This is a genomic window from Georgenia sp. EYE_87, from assembly GCF_023148685.1.
In the GTDB taxonomy this organism is placed as follows: Bacteria; Actinomycetota; Actinomycetes; order Actinomycetales; family Actinomycetaceae; genus Georgenia.
In genome coordinates this window covers 100,501-117,183 of sequence record NZ_JAHXNL010000011.1, presented here as the reverse complement: position 1 = coordinate 117,183, position 16,683 = coordinate 100,501, and the positions used below count along the sequence as shown (strand labels likewise).

Genomic DNA, 16,683 nt, shown 5'->3' with positions numbered 1-16,683 from the left:
GCGGCGGGCGCGGCGGCGGGGCGCACCCGGTGGGCCGCAGCAGCCCCCGTGGGCAGCGCCGCGGACGTGCCCGGCGGCAGCGCGGCCGCGGCGGGCGCGCCGCCCGGGGTCACGGTGCCGATCAGGGGCGCGGCCACGGACATCAGCGCGGGCAGCGCCAGCAGCGCCAGGACCATGAGGATGATGCCGGCGAGCAGCGGGACGAGCCCGGTGCCGTCGTCGGTGACGAGGCCGGTGTCGGTGAGCTGGAACGCGGTGGCGTAGACGATGGCCACGGCCGGCTTGTACAGCACGAACGCGACGATCCAGGAGACCACCCGGGAGAACCAGGCCCGGCCCACCGCGGTGTTGGTGAACGCCGCCGAGAGCGGGAAGATCCCGGCCAGGATGACGAGCATCGCGCCGCGCAGGACCAGCAGCATGATCTGCACGAACGCGACCACCACCGCGAGCAGGCCCAGGACGATCACGAGCAGCACGCCGAGGGAGTCGGAGAGCACCACCATCTCCCGCACCCGCGCGGAGAAGTCGGCGCCGCCGGTGACCCGGTCGAGCAGCCACAGGGCGAAGGCGTCGGCCGCGACGACGGCGAGCCCGATGACCGTCAGCCCGGCGCCGGCCACCACCACGAGCGTGAGCAGCGAGCGCACGAGGTCCCGCCCGGGCGCCGCCCGCTGCTCCCACGCCATCTTCGCCCCCGCCACGATCACGGAGAGCACCGCCATCGCCGCCGTGAACCACCACAGGGCGTTCTGCGTGGAGGCGACGGGCGCGGAGCCGCCCGCGAACCGCTCCGGCGGCACCAGCGCCCCGACCAGCGCGGACGCGCCGGAGATCAGGACGACCCCGCCCAGGACGACGCCGACGCGGCCGAGGTGGCGCTCGCCGTCGCCGCGCCGCCCGGCCAGCGCGAGCCAGGCGCCCAGGGCGAGCAGGGACAGCATGGCGACGCCGAGGGAGACCCACACCACCCAGCCCAGGACCGTCTCGACGGCCTGCACCGAGCCGGGTGCGACGTCGCCGGGCGCCACGGCCCCGGTGCCGCTCCCCGTCAGGGTGGGGGTGGCCACGTTCTCCCACATGGTGCCGAGCGAGGCGAGCGTCGTGTCCAGCGCCTCGGCGACGGCGGCGCCGAGCTGGTCCAGCGCGGTGGCGCCGCCGTCGGCGGTCCAGGTCGACGTCGCGCAGGTGACGTCCAGCGGGTCGCAGCCGCCCGGCGGGGCGGCGGGGGGAGCGGTCGGGTCGGCGGCCATCACGCCCCCGACCACAGGGTGTAGCCGGTCAGGTCGGGCACCGGGGCGGGGAGGCTGCCGAGCCCGCCGTCGTCGGTGAGGACCACCTTCCAGTCGCCGTCCTCCCAGCGCAGGTCGAGCACGAAGCTGCCGGTCAGGCCGCCGTCGACGCCCAGCGCCAGGTCCACGGACGCCTCGGTGCCGGAGTAGTCCAGGAGCCGGAAGCCGCGGATCTGGTAGCGCACGGCACCGGGCACGGCGGGGGCGCCCTCGTCGGCGATCCGCTCCAGGGCGGCCTCGCGGCCCGGGCCCTCGGCGGTCATCTCCGCCGTCATCCGCTCGACGAGGGTGGCGTTCGAGCCCATGGCCGCGACGTTCGCGGCGGCGAGCAGCGCGCCGGTGGGCGTGCGGGCGTAGCAGGTGCGCAGGCCGTCCTCGACCGCCCCGGGCCCCATGCCCTCGACCGACGGCGCCGCGACCGTGCCGACGAGCTCCCAGCCGGCCTCGGGCGCGCGGGTCAGGGTGCCGGAGTCGGCCTCCGCCGTCAGCCCGCACACGGAGGGCCGGGGCGACGGCGGGGCGGTGGTCGGCGCGTCGGCCGTCCCCGTCCGCCCCGACGTCGGAGCCTCCGTCGCGCTGGGCGAGGCGGCGGAGCCGGGACCGGCGGGGGCGCCGTCGCCGCGGGTGAGGAGCCAGACGGCCAGGATGGCCAGGGCCAGGAGCAGCACCGCGGACCCCACGAACGCCGGGCGCGTCCACACGCTGCGCCCCTCGTCCGCCGGCACGTCCGCTCCTACGCCAGCGCGCCGACGACGAAGTAGGCGCCGGAGATGACGACCACGCCCGCCAGGGCCATGCCGATGCGACCGAGGTGCTCGCCGCCCTCGCCGCGCCGCGCGTTGACCGCCATGAGCGCCCCGGCGACCATCAGGCCGAGCACGCAGACGCCCAGCGCGATCCACTTGGTCCACGAGAGCAGCTGCAGGAAGCCCTCCATGCCCGGCGGGGCCTCGCCCTGGCCGGGATCCGGCACGTTGGCCAGGGTCAGGGTGGCGGCGGTCAGCGCGCCGACGGCGGAGCCGAGCACGTCAGGCCTCCTGGCCGGGCAGGAGGGTGGTGAGGTCGCGCCGGAGCACCGTGAGGGCGTGCGGCGCGGCGTCGCCGCCAGAGCGCCACGCCTCGACCCACGGCACGGACCACACGCGGGGGACGCCTCCGGCGACGTGGTGGGCGAGGTCGCGCAGCGGGCGGGGAAGGCGACCCGGGGCGTCGGCCATGAGCACGAGGCCGAGCAGCTCGACGCCGAGCACGTCGCCGGCCGCCCACTGGGTGGCGGCGACGCGGGCGCTCTCCAGGCCGCGCAGGCTGGTGCGGGCGACGAGGACGACCGGCTGGACGTCGTCGACGTCGCGGGGGAGGGGCCAGGCGTGCCCGGCCGCGCCGGAGCTCGGGACGAGCCCGGCGAGCGTGGACTCCCCGGCGCCGCCGTGCGTGCCCAGCCACCACGGCGCGGGGCGCTCGGTGCGCACCCGGGCCGGCAGCCCGTTCGCCGGCGACGGCACTCCGCGCTGCGGCATCGCCGGGCCCGTCGGCACGAGGAAACGGGCGGCGGCACCGGCGACGTCGTCGCGGTGCTCGAGCCGTGGATGGCTACCCATCATGTGCGTCCTTCGAAGGGTTGCGTCCGGAGACGGTCCTGATCGGATCACCATCATGCAGTGCCTACGTGATCATGGTCACCTGGATGACGCAAGCAAAACAGGGCGGACGGGGATCGCCGCCGCCCGGGCCGCGTCGGAGCGGGACGGAGGTCGCATGCGTGCAGGCGGAGCGGGCGTCGGCGTGCTGGTGCTCGCCCTCGTGCTGGGTGGCTGCCTCCCCGGTGGTCCCGAGCCCCGGCCGGGCCCCGACGAGACGGCGACGGCGACCGGCACGGTGCTCCCGCCGTCCCCCGTCCCGGTCCCGGCCCCGCCGGCGGGCGAGCCGATGGACGAGCCGGAGGAGCCGGTCACCGGGGCGCAGGTGCCGGTGTGGGACGAGACGTCCCGAGCGCAGGCCCGCCAGGTGGCGGGGGACGCGGTGCGGGCGTGGGCCCGGCCCGACCTGCCCGCCCCGCGCTGGTTCGACGAGCTCTCCGTGTTCCTCACCCCGACGGCGCAGCGGGACTACCAGTGGCTCCAGCCGGGCGCCATCCTCGCCCGGGAGGTGACGGGCGAGCCCGCGGTGGCCGACGAGCCGAGCGTGTACCTGGCGCGGGTCGACGTCCCGACGGACGCCGGCACGGTGCAGGTGCTGCTCTCACGCCAGGACGGTCCGACGCCGTGGCTCGTCGAGCGCGTCGTCCCGCCGGAAGGGCAGGGCTGACGTGCGCCGCGCACTCCTCGTGCTGGTCCTGGCGCTGGCGTCCGTCCTCGTGGGCTCGTTGACGCTGGTGCTCTACATCGACGCGCAGGACGACCAGGCCACCTGCAACGTGGACGGGCCGGGGGTGCGCGTCAGGCTCGCCGCGGCCCCCGAGGGCGAGGTCAACGGCTACAGCGGCGTGCAGCTCGCGAACGCCGCCGCGATCATCAACGCCGGCGCGGACCTCGGGCTGTCGGTGCGCGACCAGACCATCGGCGTCATGACGGCGATGGGCGAGTCCGGGCTCGAGGTGCTCGACCGCGGCGACGCGGCCGGGCCCGACTCCCGCGGGCTGTTCCAGCAGCGGGACAACGGCGCGTGGGGCTCCGAGGCGCAGCGGATGGACCCCGCCACCTCCGCGACGATGTTCTTCCGCCGGCTCGCCACCCTCGCCGACCGCACGACCCAGCCGCCGACGATCGTGGCCCACCGGGTGCAGGGCAACGCCGACCCGTACCACTACGAGCGGTACTGGCGCGACGCCGTCGCCGTCGTGACCGCGCTGGCGGGGGAGGACCTGGAGGCCATCGCCGCGGCGGCGGGGCCGAGCCCCTGCAGCGCGCTGAGCGCGGGTGCGGTCACGGCCCAGGGGTGGACCTCGCCGATCCTCGGCAACGTGCGCTACACCTCCGCGTTCGGGGTGCGCACGCACCCGATCACCGGGATGCGCACGCTGCACGCCGGTGCCGACCTCGCGGCGGTGGACGGGCACCCCATCTACGCGGCGGCCGACGGGATCGTGGTCATCGCCGGCCCGTCCTCCGGCGGCAACAGCGGATACATGGTCGCCGTCGACCACGGCGGCGGCGTGCAGACGCGGTACGTCCACCCCTGGCCCAACGGGATCCTCGTGCGCGTGGGCGACACGGTGACCGCCGGCCAGCAGGTGGCGCGCGTGGGATCCTCCGGCAACTCCACCGGGCCGCACCTGCACTTCGAGGTGCGGGTCGACGGCACGCCGGTCGACCCGATCGCCTTCCTCGCGGCGCAGGGCGTCGCGCTGCCCGGGACGCGGGTGGCCCGGCCGGCCTGAGGCGGGCGCCGCGGCGCGGGCTCAGTCGTCGAGCGCCACCAGCGTGTGGGTCCGCTCGGCCACGACCTCGGGCAGCGCCGTGGCCAGCGCGTGCCCGTCGCGACCCTGGACCGTCGGCACGCCGTGCTCCGCCGTCGCGTTGCGCAGGGCGGGCGGCTGCTCGATCGCCTCCGGGGTGCCGTGCGCCAGCACCTGCTCCGCCGGCGAGAGCTGCCGGATCGCGATGGCGGCGATGTGCCGGGGGTGCTCGCGGGCCAGCTCGTCGTAGATCATCGGGTCGTGCTGGCCGTCGTCGCCGACGAGCACCCAGTTGATGTCCGGGAACGTGATCAGCAGGTTCCGCAGCTGGGTGCGCTTGTGCTCGATGCCGGAGCGGAAGAAGCCGGTGGGCGTCGGTCCCCAGTCCGTCATGAGCATCGGGCCCTCGGGGTAGCCGTTCCTGTCCATGAACCGCCGCAGCGTCGGGACCGTGTTCCACGCGCCGGTGGAGAGGTAGAAGATCGGTGCGGTCGGGTGCTCGGAGAGGAGCTTCCGGTACAGGTCCGCCATGCCGGGGACGGCCTTCCGGGTGGAGGTGTGGCGCACGAAGGTGTTCCAGGCGGCGATCAGGGCGCGCGGGAGCATCGTGACCATGATCGTGTCGTCGATGTCGGAGACGATCCCGGCCCGCACGCTCGGGTCCACCACCAGCACCTTGGCGGTGACCGGCTGCGCGGCCGCCGCCTCAATGGTCACCTCGTGCCAGCCGGGCTCGAGACCGTGGTCCCGGACCATTACGTCGAGGTAGCCGCCACGGTCGGTCAGGGTGCGGATCGACTGCCCGTTGGCGTGCACGGTGACGGGCAGGAAACCCACCTGTGCGGTGAAGAAGGAGCGCCAGCCCCGCTGCGCCTCGGCAGCCACGTTGATCGGCCCGAGGGGGGCGGCCCGCTCCAGCGCCTCCGGGTCCTCGGCCTCCACCTGCGGGTCGGCCATGATCACGCGCCCGAGGACGTGCAGGCTCTGGACGGAGCCGTAACCGGTCAGGCCGATGATGCGAGGCCGCCAGCCCTTGTCCCGGAGGTAGGCGACGCTGCGGCGGTTGATGGCGTCCTCGACGGCGGAGGCGAAGCGGGACAGTCCCATGGGTCCCACGCTAGCCGGAGGCCCCGGCGGCGGCGAGGCGACCCCGGCGCCCGGCGGTCGCCGGACAGGGCCCGGGGACGCCGGCAGCCGGTGACCCGAGGGTCACCGGCTGCGGTCTGGTCCGAGGCGGACGAGCGTCTGCGTCAGACGCCGTCGCCGTGGATGTGACGGTCGTCGCGGCGCTCGACGCGCTCGGTGTGGGTGGTGTTCGTGCGCTGGCTGTGCATGATCAGCGCGATGACGAGTGCGATCACGCCGGCGCCCATGCAGATGTAGCCGATCATCGACAGGTCGACGCCCTCGATGACGTCGGACACCGCGAAGGCCAGGATCGCCCCGATCACGATGAGGAAGATGCCTCCACCGATCCCCATGCCCGCTCCTCTCGTCGCGACCCGACGGCGCGGGTCTGTTACGGCCAGTGTGGCGGGTGTCGTCGCAGGTCGCACGTGGAGCGATGCGCAGACGAGGGCATCAGACGGTGTCGTGAGAGGCCCGCACACCAGAGGCCCGCACACCGGGCGGAGTCGCAGAGGCCCGCACACCGGGGGGAGTCGCAGAGGCCCGCACACCGGGCGAAGTCGTGAGGTCTGACGATGGCGGTCAGGTTGACAAGTACCGCCGAACGTCAGACCTCGGCGGGCCCGTGGCGCCGCCGGAGCGGCTGAACGTCCGCCGGGCCACGGGCCCGTGGCGCTGCGGTAGCGGCTGGACGTCGGCCGGGCCGGCCACGAGCGGAGAGCAGCGGTGGGTATGCAGACCAGCCGGACCGATCCCCGAGACATCGGGCCGGTCCCTGGAGGAGCTCGAGGCGCACTCCGCCTGCCGTGCATGCCCTGGTCGCACTCCGTTCAGTCACGCGTGGTGGTGGGCGCCCGCCTCCCCACGACCCGCCCGCTGACGAGCCGCCGGGCGAGCGGCACCTGCAGGAGCCGCAGGCCGGCCCGCCGCAGGAGCAGCGCCCGCCGGGAGCGGGGCAGGAACGAGCCGGCGGCCCTCCTGCCGGCGGCCTGCCTGTCGGCGACGACGGGCGCCCACCGCCGTTCGTAGTGGGCGAAGGCCTCCGGGACGGACGACGCCGTGCTCAGCTCATGGACCAGCAGGCGGCCGCCGGCCACGGCGAGCGACGCCCCCTGCCCGGCGAGCAGGGACACCGCTTGGCACGCGTCGCCGGCCAGCACGACGCGCCCGGCGCTCCACGGTGCGAGCTCGACCTGCGCCACCTGGTCGTAGTACAGGTCCGGAGACTCGGGGCAGTGCGTGAGCGCCTCCTCGACGAGGCGGCCGAGCCCGGCGTAGGCCCGCACGACGGCGGCGCGCGGGTCGGCGGGCAGGGCGACGTCGTCGACCCGGTGCGCCCCGAACATGGCGACGCGGCCGCCGCGGACGGCGTACAGGCCGGCCACCCGGTCCAAGGTGTCGGTCAGGTAGAACGTGGCACCGAGCCGCTGGTGCAGCTCCGCCGCGCCGAAGAGGAAGGCGCAGGTGTGGAACCCGAGCTGACGGACGAAGCGCTCCTCGGGCCCGAAGACCTGGCTGCGCACCGTCGAGTGGATGCCGTCGGCCCCGACGAGGACGTCGGCGGACTCGGTCGTGCCGTCGGCGCACGTGGCGGTGACCCGGCCCGGGCCGTTGTCGATCGTGGTGACCGTGGTGCCGAGGCGGACCTCGACGTGCGGGGGGAGCCGCTCGAGGAGAGCGAGCTCGAGGTCCGGGCGCATGAGGCTCAGCAGCCGGCCGCCCTGGTCGCGGGCAACCTGGTCGTACCGCAGGTGCCGCGCCCGTCCGGCCTCGTCGACGAAGCTCACCCGGTCGATCGGGTAGGCCAGCTCGCGCAGCCGGGGGAGCAGGCCCATCGCCTCAGCGGCCGCGAACCCCGGGCCGAGGAAGTCGATCATGTAGCCGTGCTCACGCCGCGCCGGCGAGCGCTCGACCACGGTGACGTCCCAGCCGGCCCGGCCGAGCTCCCCGGCGACGGTGAGGCCGGCGATCCCCGCGCCGCACACCAGCGCCCTCATCCCGTGCCGCCCTCCGGGGCGTCGAGCGCGGCGAGCAGCTCCGCCCGGACCGAGTCGATCCACGCCCGGCGCCGGTCCAGACGCCCCTGCCCGCCGCTGCGCTCCCACATCTCGACGAACGCCTGCTCGCCGCGGGCGACGCGGGCGAGGACGAAGGCGCCGCCGCGGTGGATGCCGGCCACCAGGAGGTCCAGGAACTCCTGCCGCTGCCGGCCGTGGGGCACGCCGTACGCGTCCGCGACGATCCGCAGCCGCGCGGCGACGTCGAAGCCCGAGCGCCCGTCGATCCGCGCGTCCCGCTCGGTCTCCATCGGCACCCAGTGCCGGGCCAGCACCGCCAGGTCGTGCAGCGGGTGGGTCGGCGCGGCGAACTCGAAGTCGATCAGCGCGACGGCCCGGCCGTCGCGCACGACGACGTTCTCCACGCACACGTCGTTGTGCCCCACCAGGGGCCCGCCGCCCGGGTGGGCGAGCTCCGTGCTCCAGTCGGCGTCGGCGGGCGGGACGAAGTCGCGCACGGCGTCGTGGAACTCGCGCAGCAGCCGCGCCGTGGAGGCGAGGAGCCCGGGAGCGAGCGACCAGCCCGGGAAGGGCGGGACGGCGACGTCCCCGGGGATGAACCGCAGGCGCTCCCGGCCCTGGTTGTCGAACCCGAGCGGCTCGGGGACACCGAGGAACCCGTTGGCCCGGACGTGGCGGAGCAGCGTGAAGATCAGCTCCGAGCGGCCGGTCGCCGGCCGCCTGACCTCGTCGCCGACCCGGACGACGGACCCGGCGTTGGCGACGCCCCCCGCCAGCACCTCGACGTCGGCCCCTGACGCCCCCGGCTCGCCGGGGAACGTCCCGGTGCCCACGGTCATGGCGGCCAACCTAGAACCGCCCCGCGGGCCGGGCAATCGGGCCGGGCAATCGGACCGGGCAGTCGGACCGGCCGGCTCGTCAGCCCGCCAGGAGGAAGTCCACAAGGTCCCGGGCGACCTCCTCGGGACGTTCCCAGTGCAGCGCGTGGCCGGTCTCGGGGTAGGCGACGAGCCGGGCGTCGGGGAGGGCCGCGACGAGCGACTCCTGATCCTCCCGGGTGAACAGCCCGTCCTTGTCGCCCCAGAGCACGAGCGTCGGGGCGCCGACCCGCGCGAGCTCGGCGGAGTCGTCGTGGCCCAGCAGCCCGTCGAGCGCGGCCGTCCACACGCGGGCCGGCAGCTTCAGGCTCTCGGCGACGACGCGCTCAAGGAACTCCGCCGGCACAGGGCGGTAGATGGTGGAGGCCTGGAACTCGCGGGCGAACTCGTCGGGGACGGGATCGGTGAGCGAGAGGACAGCATCCCGCAGCTCCCGTGTGCCGTCGGTCAGCGCGGTGGGTGCCGAGCCGAGCAGGGCCAGCCGGGTGACCCGCCCGGGCGCCAGCTGGGCGACGCGGCGGGCGGTGAAGCTGCCGCCGGAATGGCCGACGATCGTCGCCCGCTCGAGGCCGACCGCGTCGAGGAGGGACAGCACGTCGCCCGCGAAGTCGTCCGTCGTGTAGCCGTCGTCAGGTCTGGAGGAGTCGCCGTGGCCGCGCTGGGACGGCGCGAGGACGTGCAGCTCCGGCGGGAGCAGCGGGAGCAGCCGGCTGAAGGAGAACCACGAGTCGGTGTAGCCGTGCAGCAGCACCACGGGCTCGCCGTCGGGACGGCCCTGCTCGGCGTACTGGAGCGTCAGATCGTCCGTGATCCGCACGGTCCTCAGCTCGGGGGCACCGGCTTCCTGCGGCATGACGGCTCCTGTCTCGCGGGGTTACAGCACCTTGGACAGGAACGCCTGCGTGCGTTCGTGACGAGGGTTCGCCAGGACCTCGGTGGGGTCGCCCTCCTCCACGATGACGCCGTCGTCCATGAAGATCAGCCGGTCGCCGACCTCGCGGGCGAACCCCATCTCGTGAGTGACCACCATCATCGTCATCCCCGACGAGGCCAGCGCCTGCATGACCTCGAGGACCTCCCCGACGAGCTCGGGGTCGAGCGCGGAGGTGGGCTCGTCGAAGAGCATCATGTCCGGGTTCATGCACAGCGCCCGGGCGATGGCGACGCGCTGCTGCTGGCCGCCGGAGAGGTGGCCGGGGTGCTCGGTGGCCTTCTCCGACAGACCCACCCGGTCGAGCATGTCGCGGGCGACCCGCTGCGCCTCGCCGCGCGAGCGCCGCAGGACGCGCTCCTGGGCGACGGTGAGGTTGCGGAGCACCGTCATGTGCGGGAACAGGTTGAACTGCTGGAAGACCATGCCGATGCGGGTGCGGATCCGGTCGATGTCGACGTCCGGGTCGAGGATGTCGACGCCCTCGATGAGGATCTCCCCGCCCGTGGGCGGCTCGAGCAGGTTCACCGAGCGCAGCAGGGTCGACTTGCCGGAGCCGGACGGCCCGACCACGCAGACCACCTCGCCCGTCCGGACGGTGAGGTCGATGCCCTTGAGCACCTCGACGTCGCCGAAGCTCTTGCGCAGCCCGCGGATGTCGATCGCAGGCGCACCCGGCACCGGTCTGGTGGTGTCCCTCATCGGCTCTTCGCCATCTTTCGCTCGAGCCACGCGACCAGCCGGGTCAGCGGGATGGTGACCAGCAGGTACAGCATCGCCGCCATGACGAGCGGGGTGCCGTTCGCGTAGGTGGTCAGGCCGTCGCGGGCGAAGGTGGTCAGCTCCTTGGTGAAGACGGTCGAGCCGGCGATGAACAGCAGCGAGGTGTCCTTGAGGAGCAGGACGAACTCGTTGGTCATCGGCGGGATGACGATCCGGAAGCCCTGCGGGAGGACCACCCAGAACATCGTGCGCGAGGGGGACATGCCCAGCGAGCGCGCGGCCTCCGTCTGCCCCTTGGGGACGGCCTGGATGCCCGAGCGGATCACCTCGGCCATGTAGGCGGAGGCCACGAGGATCAGGCCGACCAGCCCCGCCCCCACCTGGCCGCCGGGCACGCGCACCCCCAGCGCGATGGGGAGCATGTAGGCCATCGCGAAGATCGTCAGCAGCGCGGGCACCCCGCGGAAGAGCTCGATGTAGGCGGTGGCGAACCACCGGTACGGGCCCACCGAGGACAGCTTGAGCAGCGCCATGAGCACGCCGAGGACGAGGCCGCCCGCGAAGGAGATGAGCGTGAACAGGATCGTGTTCTTGAGCGCGATCGTGACGATCTCGGGCAGCTGCTCGCGCGCGATGTCCCACCGGAAGAACTGGTTGAGGATGCGCTCCCAGTCCGTGGCCAGCGCGACGAAGAGCACCACCGCGGCGAAGATCGCGTAGTTGACGCCCCGGTACAGGCGCTGGCGGGTGGTCCTGCGCATGGGGGTCAGGAGCCGTCGGCGGCGAAGTAGGAGTCGTAGATCTCCTGGTAGGTGCCGTCGTCGCGCAGGTTCTGCAGCTCGGTGTTGATCGCCTCGAGCAGCTCGGGCTTCTCGCCCTTGGCCAGGGCGAAGCCGTACTGCTCGCCGGTCTCGAACTCCTCGACGATGACGTAGTTCTCGTCCGCCTTGGCGTGCTCGACGTTGACCGGCAGGTCCTGCAGGATCGCGTCGACCTGCCCGGCCTGCAGGGCCGGCCACATCTCGCCGTCGCCGGGGAAGGCAGAGAGTTTCGCCTCCGGGGCGTTCTCCTCGGCGTAGGCCTGCCCGGTGGTGCCCTGCTGGACCGCGACGCTCTTGCCGGCGAGGTCCTCGATGCCCTCGATGTCGGAGTCGGCGGGGACCAGCAGGGACTGGAGCGAGTCGTAGTACGGGTCGGTGAAGTCCAGGTTCGCCTTGCGTTCCTCGGTGATGGTGATGGCCGAGGCGCCGACGTCGCACTGCCCGGCCACCAGCGTGGTGCCGGACTGCAGGGCGTCGAAGCTGACGTCGGCGACGGCGAGCTCGAGCCCCAGGTTGTCGGCGATCGCCTGGAGGAGGTCGATGTCGAACCCGCTGTAGCCGCTGGGGGCGCCGCTGTCCTCGACCTCGAACGGCGGGTACGGCACCTCCGAGCAGGCGGTCAGCGTGCCGGGCTCGACCAGGTCGAACTCGGCCGCGGCGTCTCCGCCGGCTCCGGTGTCACCCGCCGGGGTCTCGCCGCCGTCGCCGCCCCCGCCGCACGCGGCGAGGAGCAGGGCGGCACCGGCCGCCAGGGCTGCGGTGCGGATGGAACGAGCACTCATCGTCGGCCTCCGGGTCTCGCGGGGGTGGTAACAGTGTGGGGCATACCACCATGACTTCGTTACCGGATGGTAAACCGTCCACTGCATGGGCGGCCGTGCGCGGCAGGTTCTCCGCGCCCGGCGACCGGCTCAGGCCCTGACGTGCGACCCGTGGCCGGAGCGGTGGTCGGCGGGCGAGCCGAGCACCCACGCCGCGAGCGAGTGACCCATCGCGAGGCGTTCCTCGGCGTCGTCGCCGCGCAGCAGGGCCGCCAGGTACCCGCCGCCGAACGCGTCCCCGGCGCCCACGGACTCCACGACCTCCACGCGCCGCGCCGGCACGCGGGTGACCACCTCGGCCCCGCCGGTGCGGTCCACCTCCACGGCCTCGACCGCCCCGTCCTTGACCACCACCCGGCCCGTGTGCGGGAACAGCGCGGCGATCTCCTCGGCGGTGGGGGTGCCCCACAGCGCCTCGGCCTCGTCGCGGCCCACCAGGACCACGTCGGCGCGGTCGGCGAGCGGCCGGAGCGTCGCGGCCGCCTCGGCCGTGGGCCAGAGAGCCGGGCGGTAGTTCACGTCGAACGAGATCCCGGCACCCGCCGCCCGGGCGGCGTCCAGCACCGCCGGGAGCAGGGCGCGGCAGGAGTCCGACAGCGCCGGGGTGATGCCCGAGACGTGGACCCAGCGCGCGGTCGCCACCGGCCAGCCGGGCACGTGCGCCGGCCCGAGCCGCGACGCCGCCGAGCCCTTGCGGTAGTAGTAGACCTTCGCACCGGGGTCCTTGACGTAGACGGCGGTGTTCGCGCCCGGGTCCCGGCTGACCCACCGGGTGTCGACGCCGGACGCCGCGATCGCGGCGAGCACCCGGTCGCCCAGCGGGTCGTCGCCGAGCGCGGAGACCCATGCCGTCCGCACGCCCAGCTCGGCCAGGTACTGGGCCAGGTTCGACTCGGCCCCGCCCGGCGAGATGGTGAACGTCCGGGCGGTGGCGACCGGGCTCGCGTCCGTCGAGGTCACCATCGCCATGGTCTCGCCGATGCAGAGCACCTCCGGAGCGGGCGCGGCGTCGGGCGGACCCGGCTGCGTCGTCGTCACGGGCGCGGCCTCCGGGTGGCGGCGACCGCACCCTCGGTGAGCCGCCGGACCTCGTCGAAGTCACCGGCGGCGACGGCGGAGGCCGGCACCATCCACGACCCGCCGGCCGCCAGCACGGCGGGCAGCGCCAGGTACTCGGCGACGTCGCCCTCGGTGATCCCGCCGGTGGGGACGAACCGCATCTGCGGGAACGGCGCCGAGAGGGCCCGGACGGCCGCGGGCCCGCCGGAGGTGGCGGCGGGGAAGAACTTCACCGTGCGCAGCCCCATGGTGAGGGCGGTCTGCACCTCGGTGGCCGTCGCCGTGCCAGGCACCACGAGCACGCCATGCTCTCGGCACCGCTCGACGACGGCGGGGCTCAGCCCGGGGGAGACGACGAAGCTCGCCCCGGCGGCGACGGCGGCGTCCACCTGCGCCGGGGTCACGACCGTGCCGGCCCCGACGAGGAGCTCGTGGCCGTCGGGACCGCTCAGGCGGGCGTCGGTCAGCGCACGGACGGCGTCCGCGGCGGCCGCGGTCCGAAACGTCACCTCGGCGACCGGCAGCCCGCCTCCGGCCAGCGCGCGGCCGAGCGGGACGGCGTCGGCCGCGTTCTCGAGGACGACGACCGGTAGCAGGCGCAGCTCGCCGAGGCGCTCCAGCACGGCGGCATGGCCGTCGGGAAGGACGCCGGCGCCGAGCACGTCGTCGCTCATCGGACGGCCCCGAGCACGGACGGGTTGAGGATGTTGCGCGGCCGGCGCCCCGCGACGACGTCCACCACGTTCTGGATCGTGCGCCGCTTGAGCTCGGCGTAGGACTCCTCGGTGTAGAAGCCCGCGTGCGGGGTGAGCACCACGCGGTCGAACCGGGTGAGGGGGTGGTCGGCCGGCAGCGGCTCGGTCTCGAAGACGTCCAGGCCCGCCCCGAGCAGGCGGCCCGAGTCCAGCGCCGCCACGAGCGCGTCGGTGTCGACCACGCCGCCGCGGGAGGTGTTCACGACGATCGCGTGCTCGGGGAGCAGGCCGAGCGTGGTGGCGTTGATCAGGTGGTGCGTCGCCGGGACCAGCGGCACATGGATCGAGAGCACCTGGGAGCGGCGCAGGAGGTCCTCGAGCGACACGATCTCGTGGCCCTCGTCGGTGAGCGTGCCGGGCACCAGGGCGGTGTCGTGGACGACCACCTCGTACCCGACCCCCGCCGCCTTCCGGGCGGTGGCCCGCCCGATGGCGCCGTGGCCGAGCACGCCGAAGGTGCGGCCCGGGACCTGGAAGATCGGGCCGACCTCGGGCAGGTTCGGCCGGCCGGCGCGCGTGCCCCGGTCGAGCGCGACCAGCCCGCGGCCGACGGCGAGCGCGAGGGCGATCGCGTGGTCCGAGACCGCCTCGGTGCCGTAGTCGGGGACGTTGCACACCGCGATCCCGCGGGCGGTGGCCGCCTCGACGTCGACCGTGTCGACCCCGACGCCGTAGCGGCCGACCGCGCGCAGGTTCGGCAGCGCGTCCATCACCTCGGCGGTGATCTGCCCGTACTGGACGACCAGGCCGTCGGCGTCCGCCGCGCGGGCGATGATCTCCGCCGGGGTGACGGCCTGCACGAGCGCCAGCTCGGCGCCGGCCTCGTGGGCCACGGACTCCTCGATGTCGATCGAGGCGTGGTCGCAGTCGGTGATGACGATCTTCATGGGTGCTCCGGCTTCGTCGGGTCGGGCTTCGTCGGGTCGCTGCTCAGGCGTCGACGCCGTCCGGCCAGAGGGCGACGACGACCTTGCCCGAGGCCTGGGAGTCCTTCGCCGCGGCGAAGGCCTCGAGGGCCCGGTCCGCCGGCAGCTCGTGAGTGATGACGTCCTCGATGCCGGGCGTGGCGTCCAGCAGGGCGATCGCGGCGTCGATCTCGTCGTTGAACCGGAAGGACCCGTGCATCGTGACCTCCTTGGAGATCAGCGGAGCGAGGTTGATGCCCTTCGGCTCGTTGGGGACCATCCCGACCTGGACGTAGGTGCCGGCGCGCCGGGCCGCGACAAGGGCGGCGTTGATGGCGGCCGGGACGCCCGAGCACTCGAGGACGACGTCGAAGCTCGCCTCCGGGATCTCCTCCTCGGTGACCTGGATGGTGCGGTGGGCGCCCAGGGCGCGGGCCCGCTCGAGCGGGCCGGGCAGGACGTCGGTGGAGACCACCTCGGTGGCGCCCCCGGCCACGGCAGCCGCGGCGGTCAGCAGCCCGATGGGGCCCGAGCCGGAGACGAGGACCTTCTTGCCCTCGACCCCGCCGGCCAGGTTGATGCCGTGCAGCCCGACCGCGAGGGGCTCGGCAAGCGCGGCCCTCCGCAGCGGGAGGGTGCCCGGCAGGACGCGGACCATGTCCCTGGTGACCAGCAGGTACTCGCTCATCCCGCCCTGGGTGTGCGGCCAGGTGGAGGCGCTGCCGAGGTAGGCGCCGTCTGGCCACAGGTGGCGGTGGTCCTCCAGCCCGGGCTGCGGCGTGCCGAACGTGGCCGGGTGCACGGTGACCGGGGTGCCCGGGGCGAGCTCGCCCGAGGGGTCGAGGTCGACGGTGCCGGAGACCTCGTGTCCCGGCACGAGGGGCTCGCGCACCACGAAGGCGCCGTTGGCGCCCTCGTAGTAGTAGTGCAGGTCGGACCCGCAGATGCCGCCGAAGGCCATGCGCAGGCGGACCTGTCCCTCGCCGGGCTCGGGGGTGGGGACCTCCTCCTCGCGCAGGTCCTGCTTGCCGTGGATGACGATCGCTCTCATGACGCTTCTTTCGGGACGGGGGGACGGTTGCTTGACTGCGAGGTCCGGTGGGGTCGGTCAGACGACGGAGGTCATGCCGCCGTCGACGAAGATGTTCTGGCCGGAGACGAAGCTCGAGGCGTCCGAGGCGAGGTAGACGAGCGTTCCGACGAGCTCCTCGAACTTGCCCCACCGCTGGGCCGGGGTCCGGTTGATCACCCAGGTGTTGAACGCCTCGTCCTCGACGAGCGCCTTGTTCATCTCGGTGGCGAAGTAGCCGGGGGAGATGGCGTTGACCTGGATGTTGAACCGGGCGAGGTCGGCGGCCATGCCCTTGGTGAGCATGACGACCCCGCCCTTGGTGGCCGAGTAAGGCGCGATGGTCTGGCGGGCCAGCATCGACTGCACCGAGCCGATGTTGACGACCTTCCCTGAGCCGCGTTCGGCCATGCCGCGCGTGACCTGCTGGGAGACGTAGAAGGCGCTGGAGAGGTTCGCGGCGACGATGTCGTCCCAGTCGGCCGGGTCGAACTCGTTGAACGGTGCTCGTCGCTGGATGCCGGCGTTGTTGACCAGGACGTCCGGCACGCCGTGCTCGGCGACGAGTGCGGCCACCCCGTCGCGGACCGCGGCCTGGTCGGTGACGTCGAAGGAGACGGCTGGGGTGTCGGTGCCGGTGATCGCCGTGAGCTGCTCCTCGGCCGTGGCCAGCGCGGCGGCGTCGCGACCGTGGAGGACGACGCGCGCGCCGGCCTGGGCGAGCCCCACGGCGAGGGCGTTGCCGAGCCCGCGGGAGGAGCCGGTGACGAACGCCAGCTTGCCGGTGATGTCGAAGAGAGAGTTGACCATCGTGACTTCCTTGCCGATCCGGAGGGTGTCGGGCTCCGCCGGGCCGGACGTCGTCGGTCCTGGACCGGGCCGGCGGTGC

Annotated in this window: 19 protein-coding genes; 2 read left to right on the top strand and 17 right to left on the bottom strand. The window is 74.2% G+C overall.

Annotated features, from left to right (window positions below; genetic code table 11):
- The 4 genes from KZX45_RS15465 to KZX45_RS15450 form a co-directional block, all read right to left on the bottom strand.
- On the bottom strand, positions 1 to 1,253 hold a 1,253-nt coding region (locus KZX45_RS15465; protein WP_248258640.1), incomplete at its 3' end, for a hypothetical protein.
- The gene (locus KZX45_RS15460) at positions 1,253 to 2,017 is read right to left on the bottom strand and encodes a hypothetical protein (RefSeq protein ID WP_248258639.1); all 765 of its coding nucleotides are present in this window, start codon (positions 2,015 to 2,017) and stop codon (positions 1,253 to 1,255) included. The genes KZX45_RS15460 and KZX45_RS15465, both read right to left, overlap by 1 nt.
- Positions 2,018 to 2,025: 8 nt before the next feature.
- Entirely contained in the window at positions 2,026 to 2,319 is a 294-nt protein-coding gene (locus KZX45_RS15455; protein WP_248258638.1) for a hypothetical protein, read from the bottom strand.
- Between the two features lies 1 nt (position 2,320).
- Positions 2,321 to 2,890 carry a DUF6668 family protein gene (locus KZX45_RS15450; RefSeq protein ID WP_248258637.1) on the bottom strand — a complete coding sequence of 190 codons (570 nt, stop codon included), beginning with the start codon at positions 2,888 to 2,890 and terminating at the stop codon, positions 2,321 to 2,323.
- A gap of 157 nt (positions 2,891 to 3,047) precedes the next feature.
- On the opposite strand from KZX45_RS15450, the gene KZX45_RS15445 reads away from it, so the two are divergent.
- Positions 3,048 to 3,596 carry a hypothetical protein gene (locus KZX45_RS15445; protein ID WP_248258636.1) on the top strand — a complete coding sequence of 183 codons (549 nt, stop codon included), beginning with the start codon at positions 3,048 to 3,050 and terminating at the stop codon, positions 3,594 to 3,596.
- Position 3,597: 1 nt separating this feature from the next.
- Positions 3,598 to 4,668, top strand: coding sequence for a M23 family metallopeptidase (locus KZX45_RS15440; RefSeq protein ID WP_248258635.1), 1,071 nt, complete (start codon positions 3,598 to 3,600; stop codon positions 4,666 to 4,668).
- Positions 4,669 to 4,689: 21 nt separating this feature from the next.
- Here KZX45_RS15440 and KZX45_RS15435 read toward each other — a convergent pair whose 3' ends face one another.
- From KZX45_RS15435 to KZX45_RS15375, 13 genes are all read right to left on the bottom strand, one after another.
- Positions 4,690 to 5,793 (bottom strand): App1 family protein, encoded by a 1,104-nt coding sequence (locus KZX45_RS15435; RefSeq protein ID WP_248258634.1) that lies wholly within the window; start codon positions 5,791 to 5,793, stop codon positions 4,690 to 4,692.
- A gap of 143 nt (positions 5,794 to 5,936) precedes the next feature.
- A complete protein-coding gene (locus tag KZX45_RS15430) occupies positions 5,937 to 6,167 on the bottom strand; it encodes a DUF6458 family protein (protein WP_248258633.1) in 231 nt (76 codons plus the stop codon).
- Positions 6,168 to 6,644: 477 nt separating this feature from the next.
- A complete protein-coding gene (locus KZX45_RS15425) occupies positions 6,645 to 7,811 on the bottom strand; it encodes an FAD-dependent monooxygenase (protein ID WP_248258632.1) in 1,167 nt (388 codons plus the stop codon).
- Positions 7,808 to 8,671, bottom strand: a complete 864-nt coding sequence (locus KZX45_RS15420) for a phosphotransferase (protein WP_248258631.1) — start codon at positions 8,669 to 8,671, stop codon at positions 7,808 to 7,810. The genes KZX45_RS15425 and KZX45_RS15420 overlap by 4 nt, the downstream gene beginning before the upstream one ends.
- 79 nt (positions 8,672 to 8,750) lie before the next feature.
- A complete protein-coding gene (locus tag KZX45_RS15415) occupies positions 8,751 to 9,563 on the bottom strand; it encodes an alpha/beta fold hydrolase (RefSeq protein WP_248258630.1) in 813 nt (270 codons plus the stop codon).
- Positions 9,564 to 9,584: 21 nt separating this feature from the next.
- A complete protein-coding gene (locus tag KZX45_RS15410; RefSeq protein WP_248258629.1) occupies positions 9,585 to 10,343 on the bottom strand; it encodes an amino acid ABC transporter ATP-binding protein in 759 nt (252 codons plus the stop codon).
- Positions 10,340 to 11,125 (bottom strand): amino acid ABC transporter permease, encoded by a 786-nt coding sequence (locus KZX45_RS15405; protein WP_248258628.1) that lies wholly within the window; start codon positions 11,123 to 11,125, stop codon positions 10,340 to 10,342. The genes KZX45_RS15410 and KZX45_RS15405 overlap by 4 nt, the downstream gene beginning before the upstream one ends.
- Positions 11,126 to 11,130: 5 nt before the next feature.
- Complete coding sequence (locus tag KZX45_RS15400) at positions 11,131 to 11,967, bottom strand: transporter substrate-binding domain-containing protein (protein ID WP_248258627.1); 837 nt, start codon at positions 11,965 to 11,967, stop codon at positions 11,131 to 11,133.
- Positions 11,968 to 12,096: 129 nt separating this feature from the next.
- A complete protein-coding gene (locus KZX45_RS15395; protein ID WP_248258626.1) occupies positions 12,097 to 13,044 on the bottom strand; it encodes a sugar kinase in 948 nt (315 codons plus the stop codon).
- Positions 13,041 to 13,739 (bottom strand): bifunctional 4-hydroxy-2-oxoglutarate aldolase/2-dehydro-3-deoxy-phosphogluconate aldolase, encoded by a 699-nt coding sequence (eda, locus tag KZX45_RS15390; protein WP_248258625.1) that lies wholly within the window; start codon positions 13,737 to 13,739, stop codon positions 13,041 to 13,043. The genes KZX45_RS15395 and eda overlap by 4 nt, the downstream gene beginning before the upstream one ends.
- A complete protein-coding gene (locus tag KZX45_RS15385) occupies positions 13,736 to 14,707 on the bottom strand; it encodes a C-terminal binding protein (RefSeq protein WP_248258624.1) in 972 nt (323 codons plus the stop codon). The genes eda and KZX45_RS15385 overlap by 4 nt, the downstream gene beginning before the upstream one ends.
- A gap of 43 nt (positions 14,708 to 14,750) precedes the next feature.
- Entirely contained in the window at positions 14,751 to 15,776 is a 1,026-nt protein-coding gene (locus tag KZX45_RS15380) for an L-idonate 5-dehydrogenase (RefSeq protein WP_248258623.1), read from the bottom strand.
- Positions 15,777 to 15,833: 57 nt separating this feature from the next.
- Entirely contained in the window at positions 15,834 to 16,604 is a 771-nt protein-coding gene (locus KZX45_RS15375) for an SDR family oxidoreductase (protein ID WP_248258622.1), read from the bottom strand.
- Positions 16,605 to 16,683 lie beyond the last annotated feature (79 nt).

Coding starts and splice junctions, on each gene's coding strand:
- KZX45_RS15450 (WP_248258637.1), bottom strand. CDS start 2,890: ATGGGTAGCCATCCACGGCTCGAGCACCGCGACGACGTCGCCGGTGCC.
- KZX45_RS15445 (WP_248258636.1), top strand. CDS start 3,048: ATGCGTGCAGGCGGAGCGGGCGTCGGCGTGCTGGTGCTCGCCCTCGTG.
- KZX45_RS15435 (WP_248258634.1), bottom strand. CDS start 5,793: ATGGGACTGTCCCGCTTCGCCTCCGCCGTCGAGGACGCCATCAACCGC.
- KZX45_RS15430 (WP_248258633.1), bottom strand. CDS start 6,167: ATGGGGATCGGTGGAGGCATCTTCCTCATCGTGATCGGGGCGATCCTG.
- KZX45_RS15425 (WP_248258632.1), bottom strand. CDS start 7,811: ATGAGGGCGCTGGTGTGCGGCGCGGGGATCGCCGGCCTCACCGTCGCC.
- KZX45_RS15420 (WP_248258631.1), bottom strand. CDS start 8,671: ATGACCGTGGGCACCGGGACGTTCCCCGGCGAGCCGGGGGCGTCAGGG.
- KZX45_RS15415 (WP_248258630.1), bottom strand. CDS start 9,563: ATGCCGCAGGAAGCCGGTGCCCCCGAGCTGAGGACCGTGCGGATCACG.
- KZX45_RS15410 (WP_248258629.1), bottom strand. CDS start 10,343: ATGAGGGACACCACCAGACCGGTGCCGGGTGCGCCTGCGATCGACATC.
- KZX45_RS15405 (WP_248258628.1), bottom strand. CDS start 11,125: ATGCGCAGGACCACCCGCCAGCGCCTGTACCGGGGCGTCAACTACGCG.
- KZX45_RS15400 (WP_248258627.1), bottom strand. CDS start 11,967: ATGAGTGCTCGTTCCATCCGCACCGCAGCCCTGGCGGCCGGTGCCGCC.
- eda (WP_248258625.1), bottom strand. CDS start 13,739: ATGAGCGACGACGTGCTCGGCGCCGGCGTCCTTCCCGACGGCCATGCC.
- KZX45_RS15385 (WP_248258624.1), bottom strand. CDS start 14,707: ATGAAGATCGTCATCACCGACTGCGACCACGCCTCGATCGACATCGAG.
- KZX45_RS15380 (WP_248258623.1), bottom strand. CDS start 15,776: ATGAGAGCGATCGTCATCCACGGCAAGCAGGACCTGCGCGAGGAGGAG.
- KZX45_RS15375 (WP_248258622.1), bottom strand. CDS start 16,604: ATGGTCAACTCTCTCTTCGACATCACCGGCAAGCTGGCGTTCGTCACC.